This is a genomic window from Paenibacillus sp. (assembly GCF_031177825.1).
In the GTDB taxonomy this organism is placed as follows: Bacteria; Bacillota; Bacilli; order Paenibacillales; family YIM-B00363; genus Paenibacillus_AE.
This window is the reverse complement of sequence record NZ_JAPSKE010000035.1, coordinates 32,713-55,503: the sequence shown is the minus strand read 5'-3', so window position 1 is coordinate 55,503 and position 22,791 is coordinate 32,713. Positions and strand designations below refer to the sequence as shown.

Here is a 22,791-nt window from a genome sequence, read left to right as displayed (position 1 = left end):
CCAAAACTGGGGACAGATTCTGCTGCAGCTTTCAGTCTTCTTCCCCGACCGAATTGGACCTCATCTACCTTAAGCGGTCCATAGATTTTCTTTTAGGAGTGTTTACACAAAATTCTTGACAGACCCGTATTGCCCGATCGATCTAGCGTCTCCGGAAGAGGCCAGTAAAGGTCTACAAGAGATCCTCTCCGGTATCCCATTGGCTGAAGCGGGAACGATCACTTTGATCAATAATGCCGCGACAGTATCCCCTCTTACGGATTTATCGAGATACTCGGATGAAGATATCGTCAGGAACATAAATATAAACCTTACTTCTCCCGCAGTACTCCAATCTACTTTTCTCCGGTTGACTTCGGCAAGCGCGAAAAAGCGCAATATCGTGAACATCACTTCGGCTTCAGCGCAGTTCCCTGCCGGAGGAATGAGCTTGTATGGCTCGGCCAAAGCCGGATTGGATATGCTCACGAAATGCGCCGCATTGGAGCAAGTCGGAGAAAACCCGGCAAGTATCGTTGCGGTCGATCCCGGGATGATGGACACTTCCATGCAAGCGACTGCAAGGGAAGCGGGTATCGGACTATCGGATTATTTCGCGGCCCAGAAGCTCCAAGGGAAATTAAAGGAGACAGATACGGTCGCCAAAGAAATTATCTCCTTATTAGGTAAGGTGAAAACCGGAGAAATCGTTAGATTGTAAGTAAGGGAAAATATCGGCTGATTCATAGAGGAGATGGAGAACATATTCAAGAATCGAATCGAAACGCTTGACGAGCTGGAAGCCTCTCGTTCCGAAATAGGGTATCCTAGCAAGTTCGCGGCGATAAAGGTCATTCATTCATTGGATATTCATAGTATAGATTTTATTAAAAAGTCCCCGTTCATCGTCATAGCGACTTCGAATCAAGAAGGGGAATGCGATGCATCTCCGAGAGGGGACGAAGCAGGCTTCGTACATGTAATCGACGAGAAACACATCTTCATACCGGAGAGACCGGGGAATAAACGGATGGACTCGATCAGAAATATTTTGACGAATCCTAACGTTGGGATTATCTTTATGATCCCCGGTCTGGAAGAAACTTTCCGCGTGAACGGCAAGGCATGCGTTAGCCGAGATCAAGAGCTTCTCGACAAAACCGCCGCGAACGGAAAGCTTCCGCTCCTGGGCATCGGCGTCGCGATCGAGGAATGCTACATGCATTGCGGGAAGGCTTTCAAGCGTTCCGGTTTATGGGATCCAGGGCGATGGTTGTCCAGGAGCGACGTACCTTCGGCTGCTAGAATCATTGCCGCGCATGTGGGCGATAAAATACAAATTACTGAAGGGGAAGTCCAACAATCCTTAAACGAAAGCTATACCAAACGGTTGTACTAAATTGTTCGAATGGCTGTTGAAGCAGAGGAAGACTTAACGTGTAAACGAAACGAAGGAGAAGATGACGAACCTATGAGCATCACCCAAATCTATATGATACGGCATGCCGAATCTCCATTCGTATTCGGAGAAGAACGATCGAGAGGCTTGTCGGAGGAAGGGTTCGAAGCAGCGAGGAAAGTCGCGGATCGATTAGAGTCGGAAGCGATTCACGGCATTGTTTCGAGCAGCTACGTCAGGGCGAAACAGACGGTGCAGCGTTTAGCGGAGCGTAACAATTTGCCGATTATCGAATACGAAGAACTGCGGGAGCGACCTATTAAAGGGTTGGACTATCAAGCGCCTTGGGAGGAACTGCTCGCCGCGATCGAGAAGTCGTTCAAAGATCCGGACTTTGCGCTTGAAGGCGGAGAATCGACGAGACAGGCGCAAGAGAGAGCGATCCCCGTCATTCGAACCCTCCTCAAGGAATACGAGGGGAAGAACGTCGCGATCGGCACGCACGGGAACATCATGACCATCATTATGAATTATTACGATCCTTCCTATGGATTCGAGTTCTGGAACCGTACCTCGAAGCCGGATATTTATAAGATGACGTTCGTTGACGGACGACTGCACAAGATCGACCGATTGTGGGAGGGGGCTTGACGATGGCGGCGATGCACCGGATCGAATTGAAGCAGCAATCGCTGATCGGTTCGTTCACGAGAGAAGCGACCCCGATCGTCTCCGTATCGTCCGGGGACACGATTCGTTTCGAGACGCTCGACGCAGGCTGGGGAACGGGAGAAAGCAACGCGGATCGGAGGAAACCATTTTCCAGAAGGGAAAAGATCGACGGCGGTCATGCGTTAATCGGTCCGATCTTAATCGACGACGCGAAGCGGGGTGATACGCTGGAAATCCAATTCAATGAAATCATCCCTGGATCCTATGGATTTACCTCAGCCGGCCAATATCCGAACTGGCAAAATCGGAAGCTGCAGCTCACCGACTACGAGGAAATCATCCTTGACTGGAAACTGGATAACGCTGCGATGACGGGCGCTTGCGATATCAACGGGAAAGCCTTCGCGGTATCGTTACGACCTTTCATGGGCGTCATCGGAATGCCTCCCGAAGACACGGGAATTCATACGACCTGGCCTCCCCGATTTTGCGGCGGCAATATCGATTGCAAAGAGCTCGTGAAAGGAAGCAAGCTGTACTTACCCGTCCCCGTCGACGGGGCATACCTTGCGATCGGCGACGGACACGCGGCGCAGGGCGACGGGGAAATCAGCTGTCAGGCGATCGAATGTCCTATGGAAGCGGTTGAGATCACGGTTCATGTCTCGAAAGGCGCGCCGCTGACGAATCCTCGGGCGAATACGCCGGCAGGTTGGATTACGTTCGGCTTTCATGAGGATCTCGACGAAGCGACCGTTCAAGCGCTGGACGGGATGCTGCATCTGATGGGCGAGTTATATGGCCTCAATCGTGTAGAGGCGATGGCGTTAGGAAGTTCGGTCGTCGACTTACGCATTACGCAGATCGTGAACGGGGTGAAGGGCGTTCACGCCTGCTTGCCGCATGGGATCTTGAAGTAATCCGAGATTGCAACAGAGCTACATTTTCAGGCAACCTAGCGTAAATATTTCGCCGGCCCGTCTGTTACACTGGATGCAATTGACGGTAAGGGAGAGAGAGTCGCATGTGGAAGGCAGCGATCGAGGACGCGGTAGCGAAGACGAGAGTCAATATGGAGCGGTTCGGGGACCGGTTCCCTCATGTCAGCAAGGACGACCAGTACCTGTTGAACGACAATACCGATTGGACGGACGGATTTTGGTCGGGGATCCTGTGGCTCTGTTACGAATACACGGGGGAGCGGGAGTTCCGCGACGCCGCCGCGAGGACGGTAGACAGCTTCCGTCGGCGGCTGGAGCGGCATATTTCCTTGGATCACCATGATATCGGCTTCCTCTATTCGCTCTCGTCGAAGGCGCAGTGGATGATCGAGAAGGACGAAGCGGCGAAGGCATTGACGCTTCAAGCGGCTGATACGCTGATGAAGCGCTGGCGGACGAAGACGCAAATCCTTCAAGCTTGGGGGCCCGAGGGCGACGAGCATAACGGCGGGCGCATCATTATCGACTGCTTAATGAATTTGCCCTTGCTGTACTGGGCCTACGGGCAGACGGGAGAGAAGAAGTACTACGATGCGGCTGTGAAGCATGCCGAGCAAAGTCGGCGATTCCTCGTTCGCGGCGACGACTCGTCTTATCACACGTTCTATTTCGACCAACAGACAGGCGAAGCGTTGAAGGGCGGAACGCACCAAGGGTACGCGAACGGTTCGACATGGACGCGCGGGCAAGCGTGGGGCATCTATGGATTTGCGTTATCTTATCATTATACGAACGATCCGCTGTTCCTCGAGACGGCGATTCGGTTGGCGAAGTATTTCCTCGAGCGGCTGCCGGAAGACGATGTCGTCTATTGGGATTTCGACGCCCCGGTAACGCCGGAGACGAAACGGGACAGCTCGGCTTCCGCCATCGCGGCCTGCGGCATCTTGCAAATCTTATCGCATCTTCCGGAAGCGAACGCCGACAGAAACTGGCTTGAGGAGGGGGCGCATCGTTCCCTGAAGGGATTAGTGCAATCCTATTCGACGATGTCGAAACCCGACGCGCAGGGGTTCATCGAGAGAGGCTCGTACAGCGTACGCGGAGGGAATGCGCCGGACGATTATATGATCTGGGGCGACTACTACTACTTAGAAGCGCTCATGCGTCTGGAGAAAGGTCATAAGGGGTATTGGTACGAATAATCGAGCGAAGAAGATCCCTGACGGAGCCGAGTCAGGGGTCTTTTTTTCTCCCTTGTCTATCGAACAAACATTCTGTATTCGGCAGGAGATAAATGGTATAATCACCATGGTGATATGTACCTCGGAAGAACGAGGAGCGGGAGGGAAACGCATGGTCAATAGTCACAAGCCTGTCGGTTACACGTCGGTGTCCCCTTACTTCGTGGTGAATGGAGCTCAGAAACTCGTCGATTTATTAGCGGAGTTATTCCACGCTCAAGTCCTTAGACGTTACGATGCGGAGGACGGCACCATTATGCATATTGAAGTCCGGATTGACGATTCGGTCGTCATGATCGGCGACGCTTCCGAGTTTTTCCCGCCCAATCCATTATTGCTGCATGTGTATGTGCCGAATGTAGACGAGACGTTCCGCAGAGCTTTGGAACTGGGCTGCGTCTCGGTGGAAGCGCCAAGGGAACGAGACGGGGATCCGGATCGGAGAGGGACATTCAAGGATTTCGCAGGGAACCTCTGGTCCGTCGCGACGCAACGACTTGGGGACTGACAGAAAGAATGTATGCAAGGTTGTGATCCATAATGGAAGATCAAGAATCCAGAGCGAAACAATTATTTTTTACTTACCATGGAAGCCACTCCCGAATGTATCGCGAAGGGGACTTGGACGAGTATAAGGGATATAACATTCCGAGGGAAGTCGAAGTCGCTTGGTGCGAAGAATTCGTCATGATGCATGCGAAGGAGTTGTCGATTCGGAATTGGGATGCGGTAATCCACTTAGAAGCGCTCTCGAGAAGTTATCAAGACAGTACCATTCTCGAAAAGGTCGTCGCCTTCGCCGCAAGGAATACGATGAGTGCCGACAGTCTTGTAAAGCTTATGTATGCCGAAGGGATAATCCGAATCATTCAAGCCTGTAGAAATGTGGTTTCAAGAGATCTTTTATTCGAAGCATGCAAGGTAACGGTTCGTCTGTTTGAAAGTATCATGTCGGGTCCGTTAGTGCTGGATCCGGGTCATGAGTTATCGCAAGCCTCCATTAAAGACAAAAAATCCTTAAATAGCAGAGCTCTAAAAGGGATCGAGGAGATAAGGGGTTTATTAAATTGAAATCAAAAGTTTCGGGTCCCGAGGAGGGGATAGAGTTGACAGTCAAGAACGAATTGCTGAAGCAATTCGCCGAATGGAACGCATTCGTCGACCGAATCGCCGCATTGGACTGGGAACAACCGCTTAGCGAGGGGAAATGGAACATACATGGCGTCGTGTGTCATATCTACTTCTGGGATAACTATTTCCTCAAAGAAGCCATCGAGCCGATCTCCAAGGGCGATCCGGCGACGGTCGTACACCTCAACTACGATGAATTTAATCGCAGCGCCGTCGAACTCGGGAAGTCGCTGCCGAAAGAAGAGCTTATTCGTCTCGCCAAATATGTCCGTACGGAACTCGTTCGCGAAATCGAAGCGCAAGACGAATCGAAATTTTCCGAAGCCTGCGCGGACGGAGACGGAAATCCGTTCACGGTAGAGACGTACTTGAAGGATTTCATCGGGCATGACCGGCATCACATGAAACAGATCGAAGCGTTCGCGAACCGAACTTAGAGCCGTTCCGCAGACGCGGGACGACACACCGGAGAGAAGGATGTGACTTATGCTTCTATATCATTTCAGCGAAGATCCGGATATTCAGACGTTCGTTCCGCGCAGAGCGGAGCGGGGGGATGCGTCTTCCGAGGTCGTATGGGCGATCGACGAGCAACACGCCGTGAATTATTTCTTCCCGAGGGAATGTCCTCGTATTATCTATCGAAAATCGGAAACGATGAGCGACGAGGACCGAGAGCGCTTCTTCTCCGACACGACCGCCGACACGGTGATCGTTACGGAGAACGGGTGGTGGGACCGTATGAACGAAACCGTCCTATATCGCTATACGTTCAAAGCGGCGAACTTCGAGTTGTACGACGATATCGCAGGGTATTACATCGCGAAGACGACCGTGGAGCCGATCGACGTGGAGCCCGTCGGCAACTTAGTGAAACAGATTATGAGATGGGGCGCCGAGCTTCGGTTCACGCCCAGTCTCGTTCCGCTTCGGGAGAAAATACTGAGCTCCACGATCGACGATTTCTCGATGATCCGGTTGCGAAACGCGAAGGGGATGCCGGAGTCGGCGTCTCCGGCGAGCGGGTAACGACTAACGAAACCATTGGAGTGAGCATTCTTGTTGAAGCCTATTAATCATCGGGTTCGCGAGCAAGAGATCGTCGAGATCCTGGAAACTTGCGTCTTCCCGGACCCGGAGCGGTTAGAACAAGTCGTGGCCGAATACGAAAATAACCCCGAGCTGCGACTGTACGGATACGAATCCGAAGAGGAGATCGTCGGCGTCATCGGCTTCGAACGCATGGATGGCGGGGACGATCTCTTGATCCGGCATCTGGCCGTCAAGCCGGAATGCAGAGGGGCCGGCTTCGGGCGAGGACAGATTCTGGAGCTGATCGAGATGGCGAAGCCGCGCCTCGTTGCAGCGGAGACGGATGAAGAGGCGGTTGAGTTCTACCGCCGGATCGGCTTCGAAATCGAGAGCTTGGGAGAGCGGTATCCCGGCGTGGAACGATATCGCTGCACGTACCGAGCGGCAGAGTGACGGAACCCGTCGGGGAAGGGGACGCAATGGCGGAATATTACAAAGAAGTAAGGAAGCTTGTAGGCCACCGTCCGTTATTGCTGCCGGGGGCGACGGTCGTCATCGCGAACGCAGGCGGAGAAGTTCTCTTGCAATCGCGACATGACGGAACCTGGGGATTGCCGGGAGGATTAATGGAGTTGGGCGAGTCGTTCGAAGAGACGGCGCGCCGCGAGGTGTACGAGGAGACGGGATTGGCGCTGGGCGAGCTGTCGTTGGTCGATGTGTTCTCGGGGAAGGCGTATTATCGGAAAATCGCGAACGGCGACGAGTTTTACGCCGTCACGGCGTTGTTCCGGACGGACCAGTATTCCGGCAGTCTGAAGATCGACCATGGGGAAACTCGCGATTTGCGGTTTTTCGATCTGGACCGACTTCCGCAACCGATCGGTCAAGGATATGTGGAACATCTAGAAGTATATCGCAATGGCGGGAGGCGGACGATTTGATACTCGAAGCGGTAATGTTGCAAGTGAAACCCGGGATGGACGAGGCGTTCATCGAAAGGTTTAAATGGGAAACGGTGGAGGACCACACGGTCGGGTTCAGAGGCTCCGAACCATATGCGGAATGGAAGAAGCTGCTGCACGATCATTACGATCCGTTCCCGACGGTCGAGCATTATGTTTCCGTTCCGATCGGCGAGGGTGGATCCGAATGAGCGAGGACATCGTAGTCCGGCAAGCCGGCCTCGCGGACGTAGAGGACGTGGCCGTCCTGTTTGACGAGTACCGACAATTTTACCGACAGAGCTCCGATCTTGCGGGTGCCGCCGCGTATCTTACGGAACGTCTTGAGCGGAAAGAGTCCGCGATCTTCCTCGCTTCGGACGCGAAGAACGGCCGAATTCTAGGGTTTACGCAGTTGTACCCGACGTTCTCGTCGATCTCGATGAAGCGAGTTTGGATTCTCAACGACTTGTTCGTGTCGGAAGAACAACGCGGAAGAGGCGCGGCGCAGCGTTTGCTGGATCGAGCGAAAGCGCATGCCGCGGAGACGGGGGCGAAAGGGCTGGCGCTTTCGACGGCGGTCGATAATGCGGTCGCTCAACGCCTGTACGAGCGGAACGGGTACGTGCGGGAGACGGAATTTATCGATTATTTTCTTTCCATATAGAGGTTTCGAGTGTCGAAAATGAGCGAAACGGATCGCATGCTGCGATTGCTCAGGAAATGAAGGAAGTTCGGGATTTCCATATCGATCATGAGGAGGGCTCCGAATGGAGACGCATTCGATCATTCCGATTTTCCGAATGTTCGACGAAGGCAAGGCGAAACAATTTTATGTTGAGTTCCTAGGCTTTCAGGTGGACTGGGAGCATCGGTTCGAGCCGGACCTGCCGTTATATCTTCAGCTCTCCAAGGGCGCGGCGAAGATCCATTTGTCCGAGCATTACGGCGATTGCACGCCGGGCGGTGCGATTCGGATCGAGACGACCGGTCTCGAACAATACCAACGAGAGCTGCTGGAGAAGCGATATCCGTACGCCCGTCCGGGGTTGGAATCCGCCCCCTGGGGAGCGAAGGAGCTCCGCCTGTCCGACCCGTTCGGCAACCGCATTGTGTTCTACGAGTGGGAGAAGCCCCGATCATGACGTCCGCGGAGAAGGGGAAAACCGCCGACGCCGGATACCAAGTCGGCGTCAGAAGGACGTGGCCCGTCCCGCTGGAAGTCGCCTGGCTATGGCTCGTATCGCCGGAAGGCATGAGCGTGTGGTTGGATGCGGACGCGCCTAGGCGGGCGGGGGCAGGCGTCGCGTTCGAGGCGAGAGACGGCGTCCGATGCGAGTTCCGCGTCGTCAACGAACGGGTCAACGTGAGACTGGGGTGGCGGAAGCCGGAGTGGGAGCGGTCCTCGACGGTACAGGTGCGTACGATCGAGGCGTCGCCGGACAAGACGACGATTAGCTTCCATCAAGATCGGCTCGCCGACGCCGCGACGAGAGAAGCGATGAAGCGGCATTGGGAAGACGTCTCCACTCGCGTCGGACAGGCGCTTGCGGAGGTTGAACGAAAGGCTCGGCCATGAACGCGTTGGAAATCCGTACGGCGCGTCTGACGCCGCGACCGCTGCAAGCGGACGAAGCCGAGCTGTCTCTCGATTACGCGGTGCGCAACCGTACGTTCCTACAGCCGTGGGAGCCGATTCGGACTCCGTTATACCATAAGCTGGAGTCTCATCGCGAAGCGTTGATCGACGAGGCGGAGCAGCGGCGCGAAGGCAGAGCTCAGCAACATCATGAGAGGCAGCTTTCAATCTTGCCGCCTCGGGTATAAAATGGATGAACGCGAAACCGGAAGAGGGTACATGACGGAAGCGGTCGAGGCGATCGTCGGTTCGCCTTCGATACGGATACGCTTCATCGCGTCGAGGCGAACGTCATGCCTCGGAATGCGGCGTCGCTGCGCGAGGTTGAGAGGCTAGGCTTATACAGAGAAGGTATGGCGAAGAAGTATTTAAAGATCAATGGCGTATGGGAGGACCATATCCATATGGTGCTTCGGAACGAGATGTTGGAGTAACGAGGATGGAGGCGGTCGCGGCGTGAAGGTTCCGATCGAGATCGTGCCGTACTCTCCCGACTGGCCGGAACAATTCCGGACGATCGGTTCGCAGGTGCGACGAGCGCTAGGCGAGGCGGCGATCCGGATCGACCATATCGGGTCGACCGCAGTGCCCGGGCTGGCTGCGAAGCCGATCATCGACATCCAAGTGTCGGTCGATCGCTTGGAACCGACAGAGGCTTACGCGGAACGGATGATCGGCATCGGGTATACGTGGCGCGCGGATAATCCCGATCGAACGAAGCGTTACTTTCGGGAGTCGCCGGGGATGGATCGAACGCATATCCACATGCGCGTCCGGGGCAGCTGGTCGGAGCAGTTCGCGCTGCTGTTCCGCGACTATCTTCGGAGCAACCCCGAGGAGGCGGGAGGGTACGCGGCGATGAAGCGCGAGCAGGCGCAGCGGTTCCGCCTCGATCGCGATTCGTACGTGGATGCGAAGGAGCCGATGATCTGGGACATCATGCGCAGGGCGTCGCGTTGGAGTCAAGCGACGGGATGGGCGCCGGGGGAGTCGGATTTATAATGAACAACGAAGACGAATATTGGCCTCGCAGCGCGGAAGACCGAGAACGATGGGCGGCGCTTCGCGCATGGGAGCCGGAGCGGCTCGAACCGCATATTCCGGCCCTGCTCGCTTGGCTGAAGACGGGAGACGCCGGGAGCGAGGAGGCGGCCGCGGCGCTGCTGCCGTTGGAATACGCGCTCGTCGTTCCGATCCGGTCGATCTTGAAGGGCGGCGACGCCCGATGGAAGGCGGCCGTACTGGAGCGTCTCGTCGCCGATATGCCGAAAGATATCGCCTTGGAGTTGGCGCCGGACTTGCTGACGCTCGCGATGAGCGCGTCGGAGTCCGATCTGGAGGAAGGCGTCGACGAGCTTGCGGAGGACATGTTAGCGCGCTGGCTCTAAGGCGAAACGTGACGCGGAAGGGTTTTCTCGCGGACGTCGCCGGCGGCGGTTGCAAATCGCCCGATTTCGCGTAAAGTAGGGAGAGAGGATTCTGAACGTCGGGGGAACGTTACAATGTCGATCGCGGTATTCGATTCCGGGATGGGCGGGCTCTCGGTGCTGCATGAGGCCAGAGAGCGGTTGCCCGGGGAGAACTTTCTATACTATGCGGATACGCTGCACGTCCCATATGGAACGAAGCCGAAGGAAGTCGTGAAGGATTGCGTGATGACATCGATTCGGCACATTATGGAGCAGCCGGAGCGGGTGAGCGCGATCGTCATCGCGTGCAATACGGCGACGAGCATCGCCATACAGGACATACGAGCGGCATACTCGATTCCCGTGATCGGGATGGAGCCGGCGGTGAAGCCGGCCGTCGAGTGGAATCGCAACACCGGACGCAGGGTGCTCGTTACGGCGACGCCGCTGACGCTTCGGGAGTCGAAGTATCATGAGTTGATTAACCGGGTAGACGATCAAGCGATCGTGGATTCCTTGCCGCTGCCCGGCCTCGTGGAATTATGCGAAGGACTTCGGTTCGAGGGCGAGGACGTCGATGCGTATTTCCGCAAGGCGTTCCGCGGCTTCCAATTAGAGGAGTACGGAACGATCGTGCTCGGCTGTACGCATTTCCCGTTTTATCGGAAGGCGCTTCGCGCATTGCTTCCGAAACATATCCGTCTGGTCGACGGGAGCCGCGGCACGGTAAATCGTCTCCTAGAGGTGCTTGGCAGGACGACGGCATCCGAAATCGAACGGGGGGACGTCCGCTTCGTTAGCTCCGATGGAAGCGAATCGTACGTCCGGAAGCTGGAAACCGCATTGAAGCTTTACGCCCTTATGGCGAAAGACGAGGAGGCGCGCGCATGAGCGATAGTAAACAGCGATTCAGCGATCGCGTGGACAATTACGTCCGTTACCGGCCGGGGTATCCGGTCGAAGCGATCGATTTCCTGTACGAACGGCTCGGATTCGGCGAAGCGGAATCGATCGCGGATATCGGGGCGGGGACGGGAATATTTACGAAGCTGTTGTTGGAACGAGGCAGCTCCGTCGTCGCGGTGGAGCCGAATCCGGACATGCGCCGTGCCGCGGAGGCCGCCTTGTCGTCCTACGAACGTTACCGCTCGACGGACGGCTCGGCCGAGGAGACGTCGCTGGCGGATGACGCCGTGGACGGTATCGTCTCCGCACAAGCGTTCCATTGGTTCGATATCCCGCGCGTCAAGCGGGAATTCGGGCGCATCTTGAAGCCGGGCGGGTATACGGCTTTGGTCTGGAATCGCAGATTGACCGATACCGACGACTTCGCGGTCGAGTACGACGCGTCGTTGAAGCGCTACGGTCACGATTACGAGAAGGTAAATCATAAAAACATACAGCATGAACATTTCGTATCGTTCTTTAAGGAAGGCGAATACGAGAAGGCCGTATTCCGACACCGCCAGCCATACGATTTGGAAGGGTTGAAGGGACGCACGCTCTCTTCCTCGTATTGCCCGCTACCGGGCGAGGCGAATTACGAACCGTTGATGGCGGCGCTGGACGAGTTGTTCGCCCGGACGTCCCGGGACGGCTTTATCGCGTTCGAGTACGAGACGGAAGTGTTTTACGGACAAGTCTAGGGAGGCGGTACGATGGAGGAGCGGCGGCGCGTAGGCACGGGTTCCCCTTGGGAGCCGATCGTCGGATACAGCCGCGCGATTCGGGTCGGTTCCGTGATCGAGGTGGCCGGGACGACCGCGATGCAAGACGGCGAAGTCGTCGGGAAGGGAGACGCCTATCTGCAGACGAAGCACATCCTCGGCATCGTGGAACGGTCGCTGCAGGAGCTGGGCGGCAGTCTGGCGGACGTCGTGAGGACCCGGATGTTCGTTACGGATATGTCCAGGTGGGAGGAGATCGGCCGCGCGCACGGGGAGGCGTTCCGAGACGTGCGGCCGGTCTCGACGATGGTGGAAGTGAAGGCGCTGATCGATCCGGAGCTGCTTGTCGAGATCGAGGCGCAGGCGATCGTCGACGATCGCCGGAAGGAGTAGCGGTCGTGTTCCAACGAGACGATTATTTGCTCCGGATGATCGGGCAGATGACGGAAGCGTTCGCCGCGGCGATCGGGCTTCGTCAACAGAAGAAGTTCGAAGCCGCTTATGAAGCGCTCGACGATCTGCTGCACCGTTTGTCGCTGCCGAATCGCCAAGTGTTGAAGGGATTGTCCGTCCCCGACGTGATCGACCTGTTGACGCAGCGCGGGGTCGTGAATACGGACAAGCTGATCGGCGTCTCCAAGGTGCTTCGCGAGGAAGCCGGCGTAGCGCGCGACGAGGGCGAGCTTGAAGCCGCGTCCGCCTCGTTGAATAAAGCGATTCGCATCTATGCCGAGGCGGTTCGGATTTGCCGAATGCAGAGGACGGCGCTGCCGGAGGCGGAACAACTCGCCTCCATGCTTGCAGAGGCGGATCGAAGGGGATTCGGACCGGATGCGTGCATCGCTTTGGCGTATGCCTTCGAAGCGTACGGCCGGTTCGACGAAGCGGAAAATCGGTGGTTCGACGCGATGGAGCGCGTTTCGGACGTTGCGTACGCTACCGTCTACGATCAGGGGGAGAAGTTTTACGAGCGGCTGCTGCGAATGGACGAAGCGCTTCTCGCGCAAGGAGCCCTCCCCGCGGAAGAGGTGCGGGAAGGGCTCGACGATTTTACGAGACGGTTCGCTCCGCCGCGTGCTTCCGAATAACGGCGGCATACACAGACTTCGGGCGAAAGCCGACCAGCTTCTCGAGCGGCTCGCCGGAGCGGAAGAGGAACACGGTCGGCATGCCCATGACGCCGAATTCGGAAGCTAGCTCCGGATCGTCGTCGACGTTCACTTGGTAAATCGCGGCGTCGCGTTCCTCCTGCGAGAGCTCCTCGAGAATCGGGAGCAGCGCCTTGCAAGGGGGGCACCACGGCGCCGTAAATTCGATCAGGGTCAGCCCCGGTGCGGCAGCCGCGGCACGGAACGAATCCGCGGTCAGATGCGGAATGCTCATGGGATTTCTCCTTTCGTCGACGCGGATTCGCCGCGTATGGCTTCGATCCGCTCGATCAGATTCGATCGGATCGCGGTCAACGAAGCGATCTGTTCGTCGATTTCGCGTAATTTGGTTTCGTAGACGGGCATGATTTCGCGGCAGAAGGCTTCTTTATTTTTCATGACGCAATGCAGAAACCCGGCGATTTGTTCGGTCGATAAGCCGAGCCGAAGATAAAGTTGAATCGTGCGTACTTGGTCGACGGCGAACGGGCTGTATAGCCGGTATCCATTCTCGCTTCGCTCCGGTTGAAGCAAGCCCTGCTCTTCGTAATACCGGAGCGAACGCAGACTGACGCCGGTCTTCTTGGACAAATCTCCGATTTTCATGCCGCGATGCCTCCATGCGATCGTCTTTTCTCATAATAAACCCTACCATTGATGTGAAGGTCAACGATTATTTTTTGAAAACGGCCTTTCATCCTCCCTCTTGTGCGCACTTTCCGCTTGTGGTATACTTTTCAAGTGATGATGTCGATACTGCGAACATTGGAGAGTGGGGAAACCCACTCTTTACGTTTTCCTATAGAGGAGGTTCGATTGTGAGCGCAGCGGGAGTGCAACAGACGGTTGCCGATATGGTGACGCCGTTCCTGGACAGGGAGGGCTTCGAGCTTGTCGATGTAGAGTATGTTTCCGAGGGCGGGAACCGCTTTTTGCGGGTATACGTGGACAAGGAAGGCGGCATCGACATCGACGAGTGCGGACGAGTCAGCGAATATTTAAGCGAACAATTGGATAAGAACGATCCGATTCCGGACGCTTACATACTGGAGGTTTCCTCCCCGGGCGCCGAACGCCCGCTCAAGAAGCCCGAAGATTTCCGACGGGCGGTCGGCAAGGACGTCTATATTACGACGTACGAGCCGATAGAAGGAATGAAAGAGTTCGAAGGTCCGCTCGTCGCGTACGACGGCGAGACGGTCACGGTGAAGGCGGGCAAGAAGGGCAAAGCGAAGGACGTTACGTTCGGCGCGGATCGGATCGCCAGCGCTCGTTTGACGATTATTTTCTAAGGCAAGACTCGCGAGAGGGGGAATGACTTTCCAATGAATACGGATTTTATCGAGGCGTTGGCGGAAATCGAGAGGGATAAAGGAATCGGCAAAGAGGTGCTGCTCGAGGCGATCGAAGCGGCCCTCATCTCCAGCTATAAACGGAATTTCAATACGGCGCAGAACGTGCGCGTGGATATCAACCGGTTGACCGGCGTCATTCGCGTCTACGCGCGCAAGACGGTCGTCGACGAGGTGCTCGACCCGCGTATGGAAATCTCGCTTTACGCCGCTAGGGAGATAAACCCGAATTACACGATCGACGACATCGTCGAGATCGAAGTGACGCCGCGCGACTTCGGCCGGATCGCGGCCCAAACCGCGAAGCAGGTCGTTACGCAGCGCATTCGCGAGGCCGAGCGAGGACTTATTTATAACGCTTTCGTCGATAAGGAAGAAGACATCGTCACCGGGATCGTACAGCGGCTCGATACGCGCAATTTGTACGTCGATCTCGGGAAGGTCGAGGCGGTCATGCCGCTCGCCGAGATGATGCCGACGGATAAGTTCAAGCTGAACGATCGGATCAAGGGGTACATCACCCGCGTGGAAAACACGACCAAAGGTCCTCAAATCGTATTGTCCCGAACGCATCCCGGTTTGCTGAAACGGCTGTTCGAGCTCGAGGTGCCCGAGATTTACGACGGGGTCGTCGAGATTCGTTCGGTCGCTCGCGAAGCGGGATTCCGTTCGAAAATCGCGGTTCACTCGCGGAACGAGGACGTCGATCCGGTAGGCTCCTGCGTCGGTCCGAAGGGCGCCCGCGTCCAGACGATCGTGAACGAGCTTCGCGGCGAGAAGATCGATATCGTCCGCTGGAGCGAGAACGTGGATGAGTTCGTGGCGAACGCCCTGAGCCCGTCCAAGGTCGTCGAAGTGAAGGTGCTCGAGGACGAGAAGACGGCTCGCGTCATCGTGCCGGATTATCAGCTGTCGCTGGCGATCGGTATCAAAGGGCAGAACGCGAGACTCGCGGCGAAGCTCACCGGCTGGAAGATCGATATCAAGAGCGAAACGCAGGCGGAAGAGGAATTCGGCCGTCCGCGTACCGACGAAGCGCTGCCGCAGGATTCCGTCAGCTTCGATTAACGAATAACGCCCTAAGGAGGTGATCGTCGTGAGAGTTCGGCGCGTACCGCTGCGGAAATGCGTCGCATGTCAAGAAGGCAAGCCGAAGAAGGAATTGATTCGCGTCGTCCGCACGCCGCAGAGCGAGGTGCTCATCGACATCACCGGCAAGAAGTCCGGCCGGGGCGCGTATTTATGCGGGAAGGTCCGCTGCTTTGCCTTAGCGAAGAAAAGCCGCGCGCTCGACCGGGCGCTGAAGGTGACGGTCGGCGACGAAGTATACGATACGTTGGCGCAGGAATTCATCCGCGTGGAAGACGAGTTCCGCGCTTATCAAGCGACCTTGCCCGACGACGAGGAAGAAGGCGAACCGACCGGATGAACGACCGGGAACGAACGTTGTCTTATCTTGGGCTCGCGCTGCGGGCGGGGAAGCTGGAGAGCGGAGACGAAGGCGTGATGAAGGCGGTTCGCAGCCGCACGGCGCTTCTTGTATTCGTAGCGAACGATGCATCGGACAACGCGAAGAAGAAGTATCGGGATAAGTGCGATTTTTACGGCGTCCCGTTCAGCCTCGCGTTCGACCGTCAGGAATTAGGGCAAAGCATCGGTAAAGCGGATCGGGTGGTGGTCGCCGTCACGGATAAGGGATTATCCGAGCTTGTCCGCAAGAGCTTGGCAAATCATGCGGAGGTGGAGTTTCTTTGAGCAAGGCTGATAACAAGTTAAGAGTGTACGAATATGCAAAATCTTTAAACATGAGCAGTAAAGAGATTATTACGATTTTGAAACGGCTGGATTTGCCGGTCAATAATCATATGAGCGTAATGGAAGACAAAGCGGTGAATGCGGTCGAGAAGTTCTTTAAGGACGTCAAGGCGAACGCCGCAGCGAAACGAGCAGCGGAGACCCATAGCCAAGGGTCTGGAGCGAGCAGCGGGGGTGCGTCAGTGGCAACTAGCACGAGAAATCAACCGTCTCGAGGAAGAGACGACAACCGGACGTCGAATGAGCGATCCGGAACGCAGAACGAGCGTCCGCAAGGCGAACGCCAACAACAGAACGATCGTCCGCAGGGCGAACGTCAACAGCAGAACGATCGTCCGCAGGGCGAACGTCAACAGCAGAACGATCGTCCGCAGGGCGAACGTCCGCAAGGGGATCGTCCGCAAGGCGAGCGCCCGCAAGGGGATCGTCCGCAAGGCGAGCGCCCGCAAGGGGATCGTCCGCAAGGCGACCGTCCGCAAGGGGATCGTCCGCAAGGCGACCGTCCGTACAACAATCGTCCGCAGGGCGACAGACCGTACAACAATCGCCCGCAAGGCGATCGTCCGTATAACAACCGTCCTCAGGGAGACCGTCCGCAAGGCGGTTACGGCGGCAATCGCCCGCAAGGCGACCGACCGCAGGGCGACCGTCCGCAAGGCGGTTACGGCGGCAACCGCCCGCAGGGCGACCGTCCGCAAGGCGGCGGCTACGGCAATCGCCCGCAAGGCGACCGTCCGCAAGGCGGTGGCTACGGCAATCGCCCGCAAGGCGACCGTCCGCAAGGCGGCGGCTACGGCAATCGCCCGCAAGGCGACCGTCCGCAAGGCGGCGGCTACGGCAATCGCCCGCAGGGCGACCGTCCGCAAGGCGGCGGCTACGGCAATCGCCCGCAAGGCGACCGCCCGCAAGGCGGCGGCTACGGCGGTAACCGTCCGCAAGGCGACCGTCCGCAGGGCGGCGGCTACGGCGCTAACCGCCCGCAAGGCGGCGGCGGCTACGGCAATCGTCCGCAAGGCGGCGGCGGTCCAGGTCGTCCCGGCGGCGGTCGTCCCGGCGGCGGCGGCGGCCGATTCGGCGGCGCGGCGAAAATTCCGGCGCCTCCGGTCGATAACCGGACGCAACCGCAACCGACGCGCGAGCGAGATCGCGACAAGGACAAGGAACGCGATCGCGATCGTACGTCCCGATTCATGGAGGGCGAGTTCAGCGACGGCAAGGGTCGGAACCGGCGCAAGGGCGGCAAGGGCGGCAAGAACAACCGCGGCCAGCAGTCCGCGCGTCCGAAGGTCGACAATACGCCGAAGAAGATCATCGTCCGCGGCAATATGACGGTCGGCGATGCGGCGAAGCTGCTTCATAAAGACGCTTCCGAAGTCATCAAGAAGCTGCTGTTCATGGGCACGATGGCGACGATCAACCAAGAGATCGACCTCGATATCATTCAACTGCTCGCCGGCGAATTCGGCGTCGAAGTCGATGTGAAAATCGCGGAAGAAATCGACAACTACGACGAGATCGTCGAGACGGACGACGAAGCGGACTTGGAAGAGCGCCCGCCGGTCGTCACGATCATGGGTCACGTCGACCACGGCAAGACGACGCTGCTCGACGCGATTCGCGAAGCGAACGTCGTCGAAGGCGAAGCCGGCGGCATTACGCAGCATATCGGCGCGTACCAGGTTGAAGTCAACAACCGGAAAATTACGTTCCTCGATACGCCGGGCCACGAAGCGTTCACGTCGATGCGCGCACGAGGCGCTCAAGTCACGGACATTACGATTCTTGTCGTCGCTGCCGACGACGGCGTCATGCCGCAGACGAAAGAGGCGATCTCGCATGCGAAAGCGGCGAACGTGCCGATCATCGTCGCGGTGAACAAGATCGACAAGCCGGACGCGGATCCGGATAAGATCAAGCAAGCGTTGACGGAGTTCGAACTCGTGCCGGAAGAGTGGGGCGGCGACACGATCTTCGTGAACATCTCCGCGAAGCAACGCCAGAATCTCGATACGCTGCTGGAGATGATTCTCCTCGTAGCGGACGTGCAAGAATACAAAGCGAACCCGAACAAGCGGGCGCGCGGTACGGTCATCGAAGCCGAGCTCGACAAGGGCAAAGGCGCCGTGGCTCGCGTACTCGTGCAGAACGGCACGCTGAAGGTCGGCGACGCGCTCGTCATCGGCAACAACTTCGGCCGCGTTCGGGCGATGGTCAACGACAAGGGCCGCCGCGTGAAGGAAGCCGGACCGTCGACGCCGGTCGAAATTACCGGTCTGACGGAAGTGCCGCAAGCCGGCGATCCGTTCATGGTGTTCGAAGACGAGCGGAAGGCGCGCGAAATCGCCGAGTCCCGGACGTCCAAGCAGCGTCAAGCGGATTTCGGAGCGAACACGAAGGTGACGCTCGACGACTTGTTCAGCAAGATCAAGGAAGGCGATCTGAAGGAACTGAACGTCATCATCAAGGGCGACGTGCAAGGCTCCGTCGAGGCGCTGAAAGGCTCGCTCGCGAAGATCGACGTGGAGGGCGCGCGCGTGCGCATTCTGCATACGGGCGTCGGCGCCATCACCGAATCGGACGTCACGTTCGCATCGGCTTCGAACGCGATCATCATCGGCTTCAACGTTCGTCCGGAGCCGGCCGCGAAAGCGACCGCCGATCAGGAAGGCGTGGACATTCGTCAGCACCGCATCATCTACAACGTGATCGACGAGATCGAATCCGCGATGAAAGGGTTGCTCGACCCGATCTTCAAGGAAGTCGTCATCGGTCAGGCGGAAGTCCGCAACGTATTCAAAATCACGAAAGTGGGCACCATTGCAGGGTGTATGGTCACGCAAGGCAAGATCGCCCGGAACGCCGAAGTGCGCGTCATTCGGGACAGCGTAGTCGTACACGAAGGCAAGCTGGACTCCCTCAAGCGGTTCAAGGACGACGCGAAAGAAGTCGCGCAAGGCTACGAGTGCGGCATCGGCATCGATAAGTTCAACGACGTGAAAGAGGGAGACATCATCGAAGCGTTCGTGATGGAAACCGTAGAGAGGTGATGACGCATGGCCAAGGTGCGTGTCGGACGGGTGGGCGAGCAGCTTAAGAAAGAGCTTAGCCATATCATCCAATTCGATTGGAAGGATCCGGGCATCGGTTTCGTGACGGTGACCGGCGTGGACGTGACGAACGACTTGTCGCAAGCCAAGGTGTTCATCAGCGTGCTGGGCAACGAGGAGCAGAAGGAGACGACGCTCAAGTCGCTGTCCCGCGGCAAGGGCTTCCTTCGCACCGAGCTCGGCAAGCGGATGCGCCTTCGCCACGTCCCGGACCTCCTGTTTCACTTCGACAGTTCGATCGAATACGGCAGCAAGATCGAGAAGCTGTTGGGTACGATCAACCAAGAGGCGGATCGTCCATGAGCGTAACGTTTCATGAGGACAGCTATCGCGAGGCGCTCCGCCAAGCGGCGGAGTTCCTCCGGGAGGGAGACGACTTTCTCGTCGTCTCTCACCTGTCGCCGGACGGCGACGCGATCAGCTCGACGGGCGCCATCGGTTTCATTTTGAAGGCGCTGGGCAAGTCCTATACGTTGATCAACGAAGACAGAACGCCGGATAAGTACGCGGGACTGCTGGGCGGGCAGCCGATCATCGACTACGGTCGATCGGCGCCAAACCGGCGGTTCGAACGCGTCATCGCCGTCGATTGCGCGGATTTCGAGCGGATCGGCGGGGTACATACCCTTTTCGCGGAATCTAGGCTTCTTCTGAATATCGACCATCATCCGACGAACGACGGCTTCGGCACGCATAACGTGGTCAAGCCTTCGGCCGCGGCGACGGTCGAGATTATCTATGAGCTGGCGGAGACGCTCGGCATCGAATGGACGAAGCCGCTGGCCACCTGTATCTATGCCGGGCTGCTGACGGACACGGGCGGCTTCCGGTATTCCAATACGACGCCCGATGTCATGGCGGTAGCCGAGCGGATGCTTCGGCACGGGGCCGAAGGCGCCGTTCTCGCCGAGCAGCTGCTGGAGACGATGACGTACGCGCAGATGCTTCTGCTGAAGGAGGCGCTGTCGACGCTGTCGTTCACGGAGGATCGCAAGATCGGGTGGCTGTCGGTGACGCGCGATACGCTCGACGCCGTCGGAGCCGCGGACGAAGATACCGAAGGACTCGTGAACCTGCCGCGGAACGTGGCAGGCGTCGAGGTCGGCTTGCTGTTCAAGGAGAAGGCTCCCGGCAATGTGAAGGTGAGCCTTCGCTCCGCGGGCTTGGTGAACGTCTCGAGTCTTGCGAAGACGCTCGGCGGCGGCGGCCATGTGCGCGCGGCGGGGTGCACGATCAACGGTACGTTGGACGAAGCGATCCGGCGTGTGGTGGAAGCGGTGAAGGAACGGTTATGACGGAATGGGAAGGCGTATTTCCGTTGTGGAAGGACGTCGGCATGACATCGCACGATTGCGTGTCGAAGGCGAGAAAGCTGTTTCGCATGAAGCGCATCGGTCATACGGGCACGCTGGATCCTGAGGTGTCCGGCGTGCTTCCGCTTTGTTTGGGGCGGGCGACGCGCATCGTCGAGTATTTGCAAGAGCTCCCGAAGACGTACGAAGCCGAGATGACGATCGGATACGCGACAGATACCGAGGACGCGACCGGCGCGGTGGTGGAGCGCGTCGAAGCGGTCGATCTGACGGAAGCGGACATTCGCGCCGCGGCGGGGCGATTCGTCGGCGAGATCGAACAGACGCCGCCCATGTACTCCGCCGTGAAGGTGGACGGCAAGCGGCTGTACGAGCTTGCCCGGGCCGGTCTCGAGGTCGAGCGGAAATCGCGGGTCGTGACGATCCATTCGATCGATGTTACGGAGATTCGGCGCGACGGACCGTTTTATAAGGTAGCGATGACCGTCGTCTGCTCGAAAGGGACGTATATTCGCACGTTATGCGCCGATCTGGGGCGTTCCCTCGGGTATCCCGCCGTCATGTCGGCGCTCGTGCGCACCGGCTCGGGGCCGATTCGGCGCGAGCAATGCCTCACGCTGGCGGAGGCGGCGCGGCTCGCAGGGGAAGAGCGCCTCGGGGAAGCGCTTCTTCCGATCGGGGAGGCGCTGTCGTTCCTGCCGAGAGGCGACGTGTCGGAAGCCGCGGTCGTACCTGCGCTGCAAGGCCGGAAGCTGTACGCGAAAGCGGTGCGATCGGCGTCCGAACCAGCCGACGACCTGGCGGTCTATCGGTTATACGGCGGCGAACGCTTGATCGGGTTGTATCGCAAAGACGCGGACGAGGACATGTTCGTTCCGTTAAAGCTGTTTACTTAAATTCTTGGATGTTCGGTGAGTGGGGGAGTGGCGGCATGAATATCGTAAATCTCGAATATCCGGTGCCCGCGCACGCGTTGGAGAGCGTGCCGGCCGAAGGACAGTCGATGGCGATCGGCGATTTCGACGGCGTACATCTCGGCCATCGCGAAGTGATCGGCCGGGCGGTGAACGCGGCGCGGAGACGCGGGCTCGCGGCCTCCGTCATGACGTTCCACCCGCATCCGCGGGAGGTACTCGGGGCGAAGGCGTATTCGACTTCGATCACGCCGTTGGACCGGAAGCTGGAGCGGTTTCGCGAGCTCGGACTGGATACGGTATACGTGGTCTCCTTCACGACGACGCTGGCGGCGCTTTCCCCGGAAGCGTTCGTGGATGAAGTGCTCGTGCCGCTGCGCGTCAAGTCTGTCGCCGTAGGTTTTAATTTCACGTTCGGCCACCGGGGACTCGGCACGTCCGCGCTGCTGAAGCAGCTCGGCGAAGGCCGATTCGACGCGGAGATCGTTCAGCCGTATCGGGTCGAGGACGAGCGGGTGAGCTCGACGCTCATTCGCGAGGCGCTCGCCCTCGGCGACGTCGAACAAGCCCTGAAGCTGCTCGGACGGCCCTTCGACGTCTCCGGCGAAGTCGTGACCGGCGACGGCCGAGGGCGCACGATCGGCGTGCCGACCGCGAACCTGTCGATCGACGCTCGTTCCGTGAAGCCGGCCAACGGGGTATACGCGGTGAACGCGACGATCGAGACGGGGCCTTCGACGGGACGGACGTATGCCGGGGTCATGAACGTCGGCATGAAGCCGACGTTCCACAGCGCGCTCCCCGTACCGACCTGGGAGGTCCATCTATTCGACTTCGAGGGAGATCTGTACGGGCAGCGTCTAACGGTTTCGTTCGTCTCGCGCATTCGGGACGAGCGAAAGTTCGATTCCGTGGCGGCGCTCATCGAGCAGATCGGACGCGATATGCAAGAGGCGAAACGGAGAATCGGCGCCCAAGCATAAAATCGTTGAATCTAGGCTATTATGTATGATATACTACGAGACGTTGTTCGAATCGCGAGTGTTACCACCCGCGCGGGCGACGAACGAACCGTTGCTTGGCGATCC

General features: G+C 58.0%; 33 protein-coding genes and 2 pseudogenes. 33 read left to right on the top strand and 2 right to left on the bottom strand.

Annotation, left to right across the window (positions count from 1 at the left end; all coding sequences use genetic code 11):
- Positions 1-115: 115 nt before the first annotated feature.
- From RIN49_RS25835 to RIN49_RS25725, 23 genes and pseudogenes are all read left to right on the top strand, one after another.
- On the top strand, positions 116-700 hold the full coding sequence (locus tag RIN49_RS25835; protein WP_309123012.1) for an SDR family NAD(P)-dependent oxidoreductase: 585 nt from the start codon (positions 116-118) through the stop codon (positions 698-700).
- Positions 701-733: 33 nt separating this feature from the next.
- Positions 734-1,378: a pyridoxamine 5'-phosphate oxidase family protein gene (locus RIN49_RS25830; protein WP_309123011.1), complete on the top strand. Its 645-nt coding sequence runs from the start codon at positions 734-736 to the stop codon at positions 1,376-1,378.
- Between the two features lie 72 nt (positions 1,379-1,450).
- Complete coding sequence (locus RIN49_RS25825; protein WP_309123010.1) at positions 1,451-2,029, top strand: histidine phosphatase family protein; 579 nt, start codon at positions 1,451-1,453, stop codon at positions 2,027-2,029.
- A gap of 2 nt (positions 2,030-2,031) precedes the next feature.
- On the top strand, positions 2,032-2,970 hold the full coding sequence (locus tag RIN49_RS25820; protein ID WP_309123009.1) for an acetamidase/formamidase family protein: 939 nt from the start codon (positions 2,032-2,034) through the stop codon (positions 2,968-2,970).
- Positions 2,971-3,074: 104 nt separating this feature from the next.
- Positions 3,075-4,196, top strand: coding sequence for a glycoside hydrolase family 88 protein (locus tag RIN49_RS25815; RefSeq protein WP_309123008.1), 1,122 nt, complete (start codon positions 3,075-3,077; stop codon positions 4,194-4,196).
- Positions 4,197-4,347: 151 nt separating this feature from the next.
- On the top strand, positions 4,348-4,743 hold the full coding sequence (locus RIN49_RS25810; protein ID WP_309123007.1) for a VOC family protein: 396 nt from the start codon (positions 4,348-4,350) through the stop codon (positions 4,741-4,743).
- A gap of 32 nt (positions 4,744-4,775) precedes the next feature.
- On the top strand, positions 4,776-5,306 hold the full coding sequence (locus RIN49_RS25805) for a hypothetical protein (RefSeq protein ID WP_309123006.1): 531 nt from the start codon (positions 4,776-4,778) through the stop codon (positions 5,304-5,306).
- A 35-nt stretch (positions 5,307-5,341) separates the two neighbouring features.
- Entirely contained in the window at positions 5,342-5,803 is a 462-nt protein-coding gene (locus tag RIN49_RS25800; RefSeq protein WP_309123005.1) for a DinB family protein, read from the top strand.
- Between the two features lie 49 nt (positions 5,804-5,852).
- A complete protein-coding gene (locus RIN49_RS25795; RefSeq protein ID WP_309123004.1) occupies positions 5,853-6,395 on the top strand; it encodes a DUF6886 family protein in 543 nt (180 codons plus the stop codon).
- A gap of 30 nt (positions 6,396-6,425) precedes the next feature.
- Positions 6,426-6,851 (top strand): GNAT family N-acetyltransferase, encoded by a 426-nt coding sequence (locus tag RIN49_RS25790; RefSeq protein WP_309123003.1) that lies wholly within the window; start codon positions 6,426-6,428, stop codon positions 6,849-6,851.
- A gap of 26 nt (positions 6,852-6,877) precedes the next feature.
- Entirely contained in the window at positions 6,878-7,339 is a 462-nt protein-coding gene (locus RIN49_RS25785) for an NUDIX hydrolase (protein ID WP_309123002.1), read from the top strand.
- Between the two features lie 65 nt (positions 7,340-7,404).
- A pseudogene (locus tag RIN49_RS25780) lies at positions 7,405-7,551 on the top strand (antibiotic biosynthesis monooxygenase); the annotation flags it as partial.
- Positions 7,548-8,006: a GNAT family N-acetyltransferase gene (locus RIN49_RS25775; protein WP_309123000.1), complete on the top strand. Its 459-nt coding sequence runs from the start codon at positions 7,548-7,550 to the stop codon at positions 8,004-8,006. The pseudogene RIN49_RS25780 and the gene RIN49_RS25775, both read left to right, overlap by 4 nt.
- 103 nt (positions 8,007-8,109) lie before the next feature.
- Positions 8,110-8,484, top strand: a complete 375-nt coding sequence (locus RIN49_RS25770) for a glyoxalase superfamily protein (protein WP_309122999.1) — start codon at positions 8,110-8,112, stop codon at positions 8,482-8,484.
- On the top strand, positions 8,481-8,918 hold the full coding sequence (locus RIN49_RS25765; RefSeq protein ID WP_309122998.1) for an SRPBCC domain-containing protein: 438 nt from the start codon (positions 8,481-8,483) through the stop codon (positions 8,916-8,918). The genes RIN49_RS25770 and RIN49_RS25765 overlap by 4 nt, the downstream gene beginning before the upstream one ends.
- Positions 8,915-9,166, top strand: a complete 252-nt coding sequence (locus RIN49_RS25760; protein ID WP_309122997.1) for a hypothetical protein — start codon at positions 8,915-8,917, stop codon at positions 9,164-9,166. The genes RIN49_RS25765 and RIN49_RS25760 overlap by 4 nt, the downstream gene beginning before the upstream one ends.
- 105 nt (positions 9,167-9,271) lie before the next feature.
- Positions 9,272-9,412, top strand: a complete 141-nt coding sequence (locus RIN49_RS25755; protein ID WP_309122996.1) for a GNAT family protein — start codon at positions 9,272-9,274, stop codon at positions 9,410-9,412.
- A gap of 22 nt (positions 9,413-9,434) precedes the next feature.
- A complete protein-coding gene (locus RIN49_RS25750; protein ID WP_309122995.1) occupies positions 9,435-9,980 on the top strand; it encodes a GrpB family protein in 546 nt (181 codons plus the stop codon).
- Positions 9,980-10,366: a DUF5071 domain-containing protein gene (locus tag RIN49_RS25745; protein ID WP_309122994.1), complete on the top strand. Its 387-nt coding sequence runs from the start codon at positions 9,980-9,982 to the stop codon at positions 10,364-10,366. Before RIN49_RS25750 ends, RIN49_RS25745 begins: the two co-directional genes overlap by 1 nt.
- A 114-nt stretch (positions 10,367-10,480) precedes the next feature.
- Complete coding sequence (gene murI / locus RIN49_RS25740) at positions 10,481-11,278, top strand: glutamate racemase (RefSeq protein ID WP_309122993.1); 798 nt, start codon at positions 10,481-10,483, stop codon at positions 11,276-11,278.
- Positions 11,275-12,033: a class I SAM-dependent methyltransferase gene (locus RIN49_RS25735; protein ID WP_309122992.1), complete on the top strand. Its 759-nt coding sequence runs from the start codon at positions 11,275-11,277 to the stop codon at positions 12,031-12,033. Before murI ends, RIN49_RS25735 begins: the two co-directional genes overlap by 4 nt.
- A gap of 12 nt (positions 12,034-12,045) precedes the next feature.
- Complete coding sequence (locus RIN49_RS25730; RefSeq protein ID WP_309122991.1) at positions 12,046-12,447, top strand: RidA family protein; 402 nt, start codon at positions 12,046-12,048, stop codon at positions 12,445-12,447.
- Positions 12,448-12,452: 5 nt separating this feature from the next.
- Positions 12,453-13,142 carry a DUF6483 family protein gene (locus RIN49_RS25725; protein ID WP_309122990.1) on the top strand — a complete coding sequence of 230 codons (690 nt, stop codon included), beginning with the start codon at positions 12,453-12,455 and terminating at the stop codon, positions 13,140-13,142.
- On the opposite strand, the gene RIN49_RS25720 is transcribed toward RIN49_RS25725, so the two are convergent.
- Positions 13,105-13,437: a thioredoxin family protein gene (locus RIN49_RS25720; RefSeq protein WP_309122989.1), complete on the bottom strand. Its 333-nt coding sequence runs from the start codon at positions 13,435-13,437 to the stop codon at positions 13,105-13,107. The two genes, RIN49_RS25725 and RIN49_RS25720, sit on opposite strands and share 38 nt — an antisense overlap.
- Positions 13,434-13,808: a MerR family transcriptional regulator gene (locus RIN49_RS25715; protein ID WP_309122988.1), complete on the bottom strand. Its 375-nt coding sequence runs from the start codon at positions 13,806-13,808 to the stop codon at positions 13,434-13,436. The genes RIN49_RS25720 and RIN49_RS25715 overlap by 4 nt, the downstream gene beginning before the upstream one ends.
- Positions 13,809-14,020: 212 nt before the next feature.
- Here RIN49_RS25715 and rimP point away from each other — a divergent pair, with 212 nt between their 5' ends.
- The 10 genes and pseudogenes from rimP to RIN49_RS25670 all read left to right on the top strand — a co-directional run bounded on the left by rimP (position 14,021) and on the right by RIN49_RS25670 (position 22,686).
- A complete protein-coding gene (rimP, locus tag RIN49_RS25710; protein WP_309122987.1) occupies positions 14,021-14,494 on the top strand; it encodes a ribosome maturation factor RimP in 474 nt (157 codons plus the stop codon).
- A gap of 33 nt (positions 14,495-14,527) precedes the next feature.
- On the top strand, positions 14,528-15,622 hold the full coding sequence (gene nusA / locus RIN49_RS25705) for a transcription termination factor NusA (RefSeq protein WP_309122986.1): 1,095 nt from the start codon (positions 14,528-14,530) through the stop codon (positions 15,620-15,622).
- Between the two features lie 28 nt (positions 15,623-15,650).
- On the top strand, positions 15,651-15,983 hold the full coding sequence (gene rnpM / locus RIN49_RS25700; protein WP_138193898.1) for an RNase P modulator RnpM: 333 nt from the start codon (positions 15,651-15,653) through the stop codon (positions 15,981-15,983).
- Positions 15,980-16,309, top strand: a complete 330-nt coding sequence (locus RIN49_RS25695) for a L7Ae/L30e/S12e/Gadd45 family ribosomal protein (protein ID WP_309122985.1) — start codon at positions 15,980-15,982, stop codon at positions 16,307-16,309. Before rnpM ends, RIN49_RS25695 begins: the two co-directional genes overlap by 4 nt.
- A 23-nt stretch (positions 16,310-16,332) precedes the next feature.
- Positions 16,333-16,443 (top strand): annotated as a pseudogene (locus RIN49_RS28945) (translation initiation factor IF-2 N-terminal domain-containing protein); the annotation flags it as partial.
- A 108-nt stretch (positions 16,444-16,551) separates the two neighbouring features.
- Positions 16,552-19,416 carry a translation initiation factor IF-2 gene (gene infB, locus RIN49_RS25690; protein ID WP_483874285.1) on the top strand — a complete coding sequence of 955 codons (2,865 nt, stop codon included), beginning with the start codon at positions 16,552-16,554 and terminating at the stop codon, positions 19,414-19,416.
- A gap of 6 nt (positions 19,417-19,422) precedes the next feature.
- On the top strand, positions 19,423-19,779 hold the full coding sequence (gene rbfA, locus RIN49_RS25685; RefSeq protein WP_309122983.1) for a 30S ribosome-binding factor RbfA: 357 nt from the start codon (positions 19,423-19,425) through the stop codon (positions 19,777-19,779).
- The gene (locus tag RIN49_RS25680; RefSeq protein WP_309122982.1) at positions 19,776-20,771 is read left to right on the top strand and encodes a DHH family phosphoesterase; all 996 of its coding nucleotides are present in this window, start codon (positions 19,776-19,778) and stop codon (positions 20,769-20,771) included. Before rbfA ends, RIN49_RS25680 begins: the two co-directional genes overlap by 4 nt.
- Positions 20,768-21,685 (top strand): tRNA pseudouridine(55) synthase TruB, encoded by a 918-nt coding sequence (truB, locus tag RIN49_RS25675; protein WP_309122981.1) that lies wholly within the window; start codon positions 20,768-20,770, stop codon positions 21,683-21,685. The genes RIN49_RS25680 and truB overlap by 4 nt, the downstream gene beginning before the upstream one ends.
- Positions 21,686-21,720: 35 nt before the next feature.
- Complete coding sequence (locus RIN49_RS25670) at positions 21,721-22,686, top strand: bifunctional riboflavin kinase/FAD synthetase (RefSeq protein WP_309122980.1); 966 nt, start codon at positions 21,721-21,723, stop codon at positions 22,684-22,686.
- Positions 22,687-22,791 lie beyond the last annotated feature (105 nt).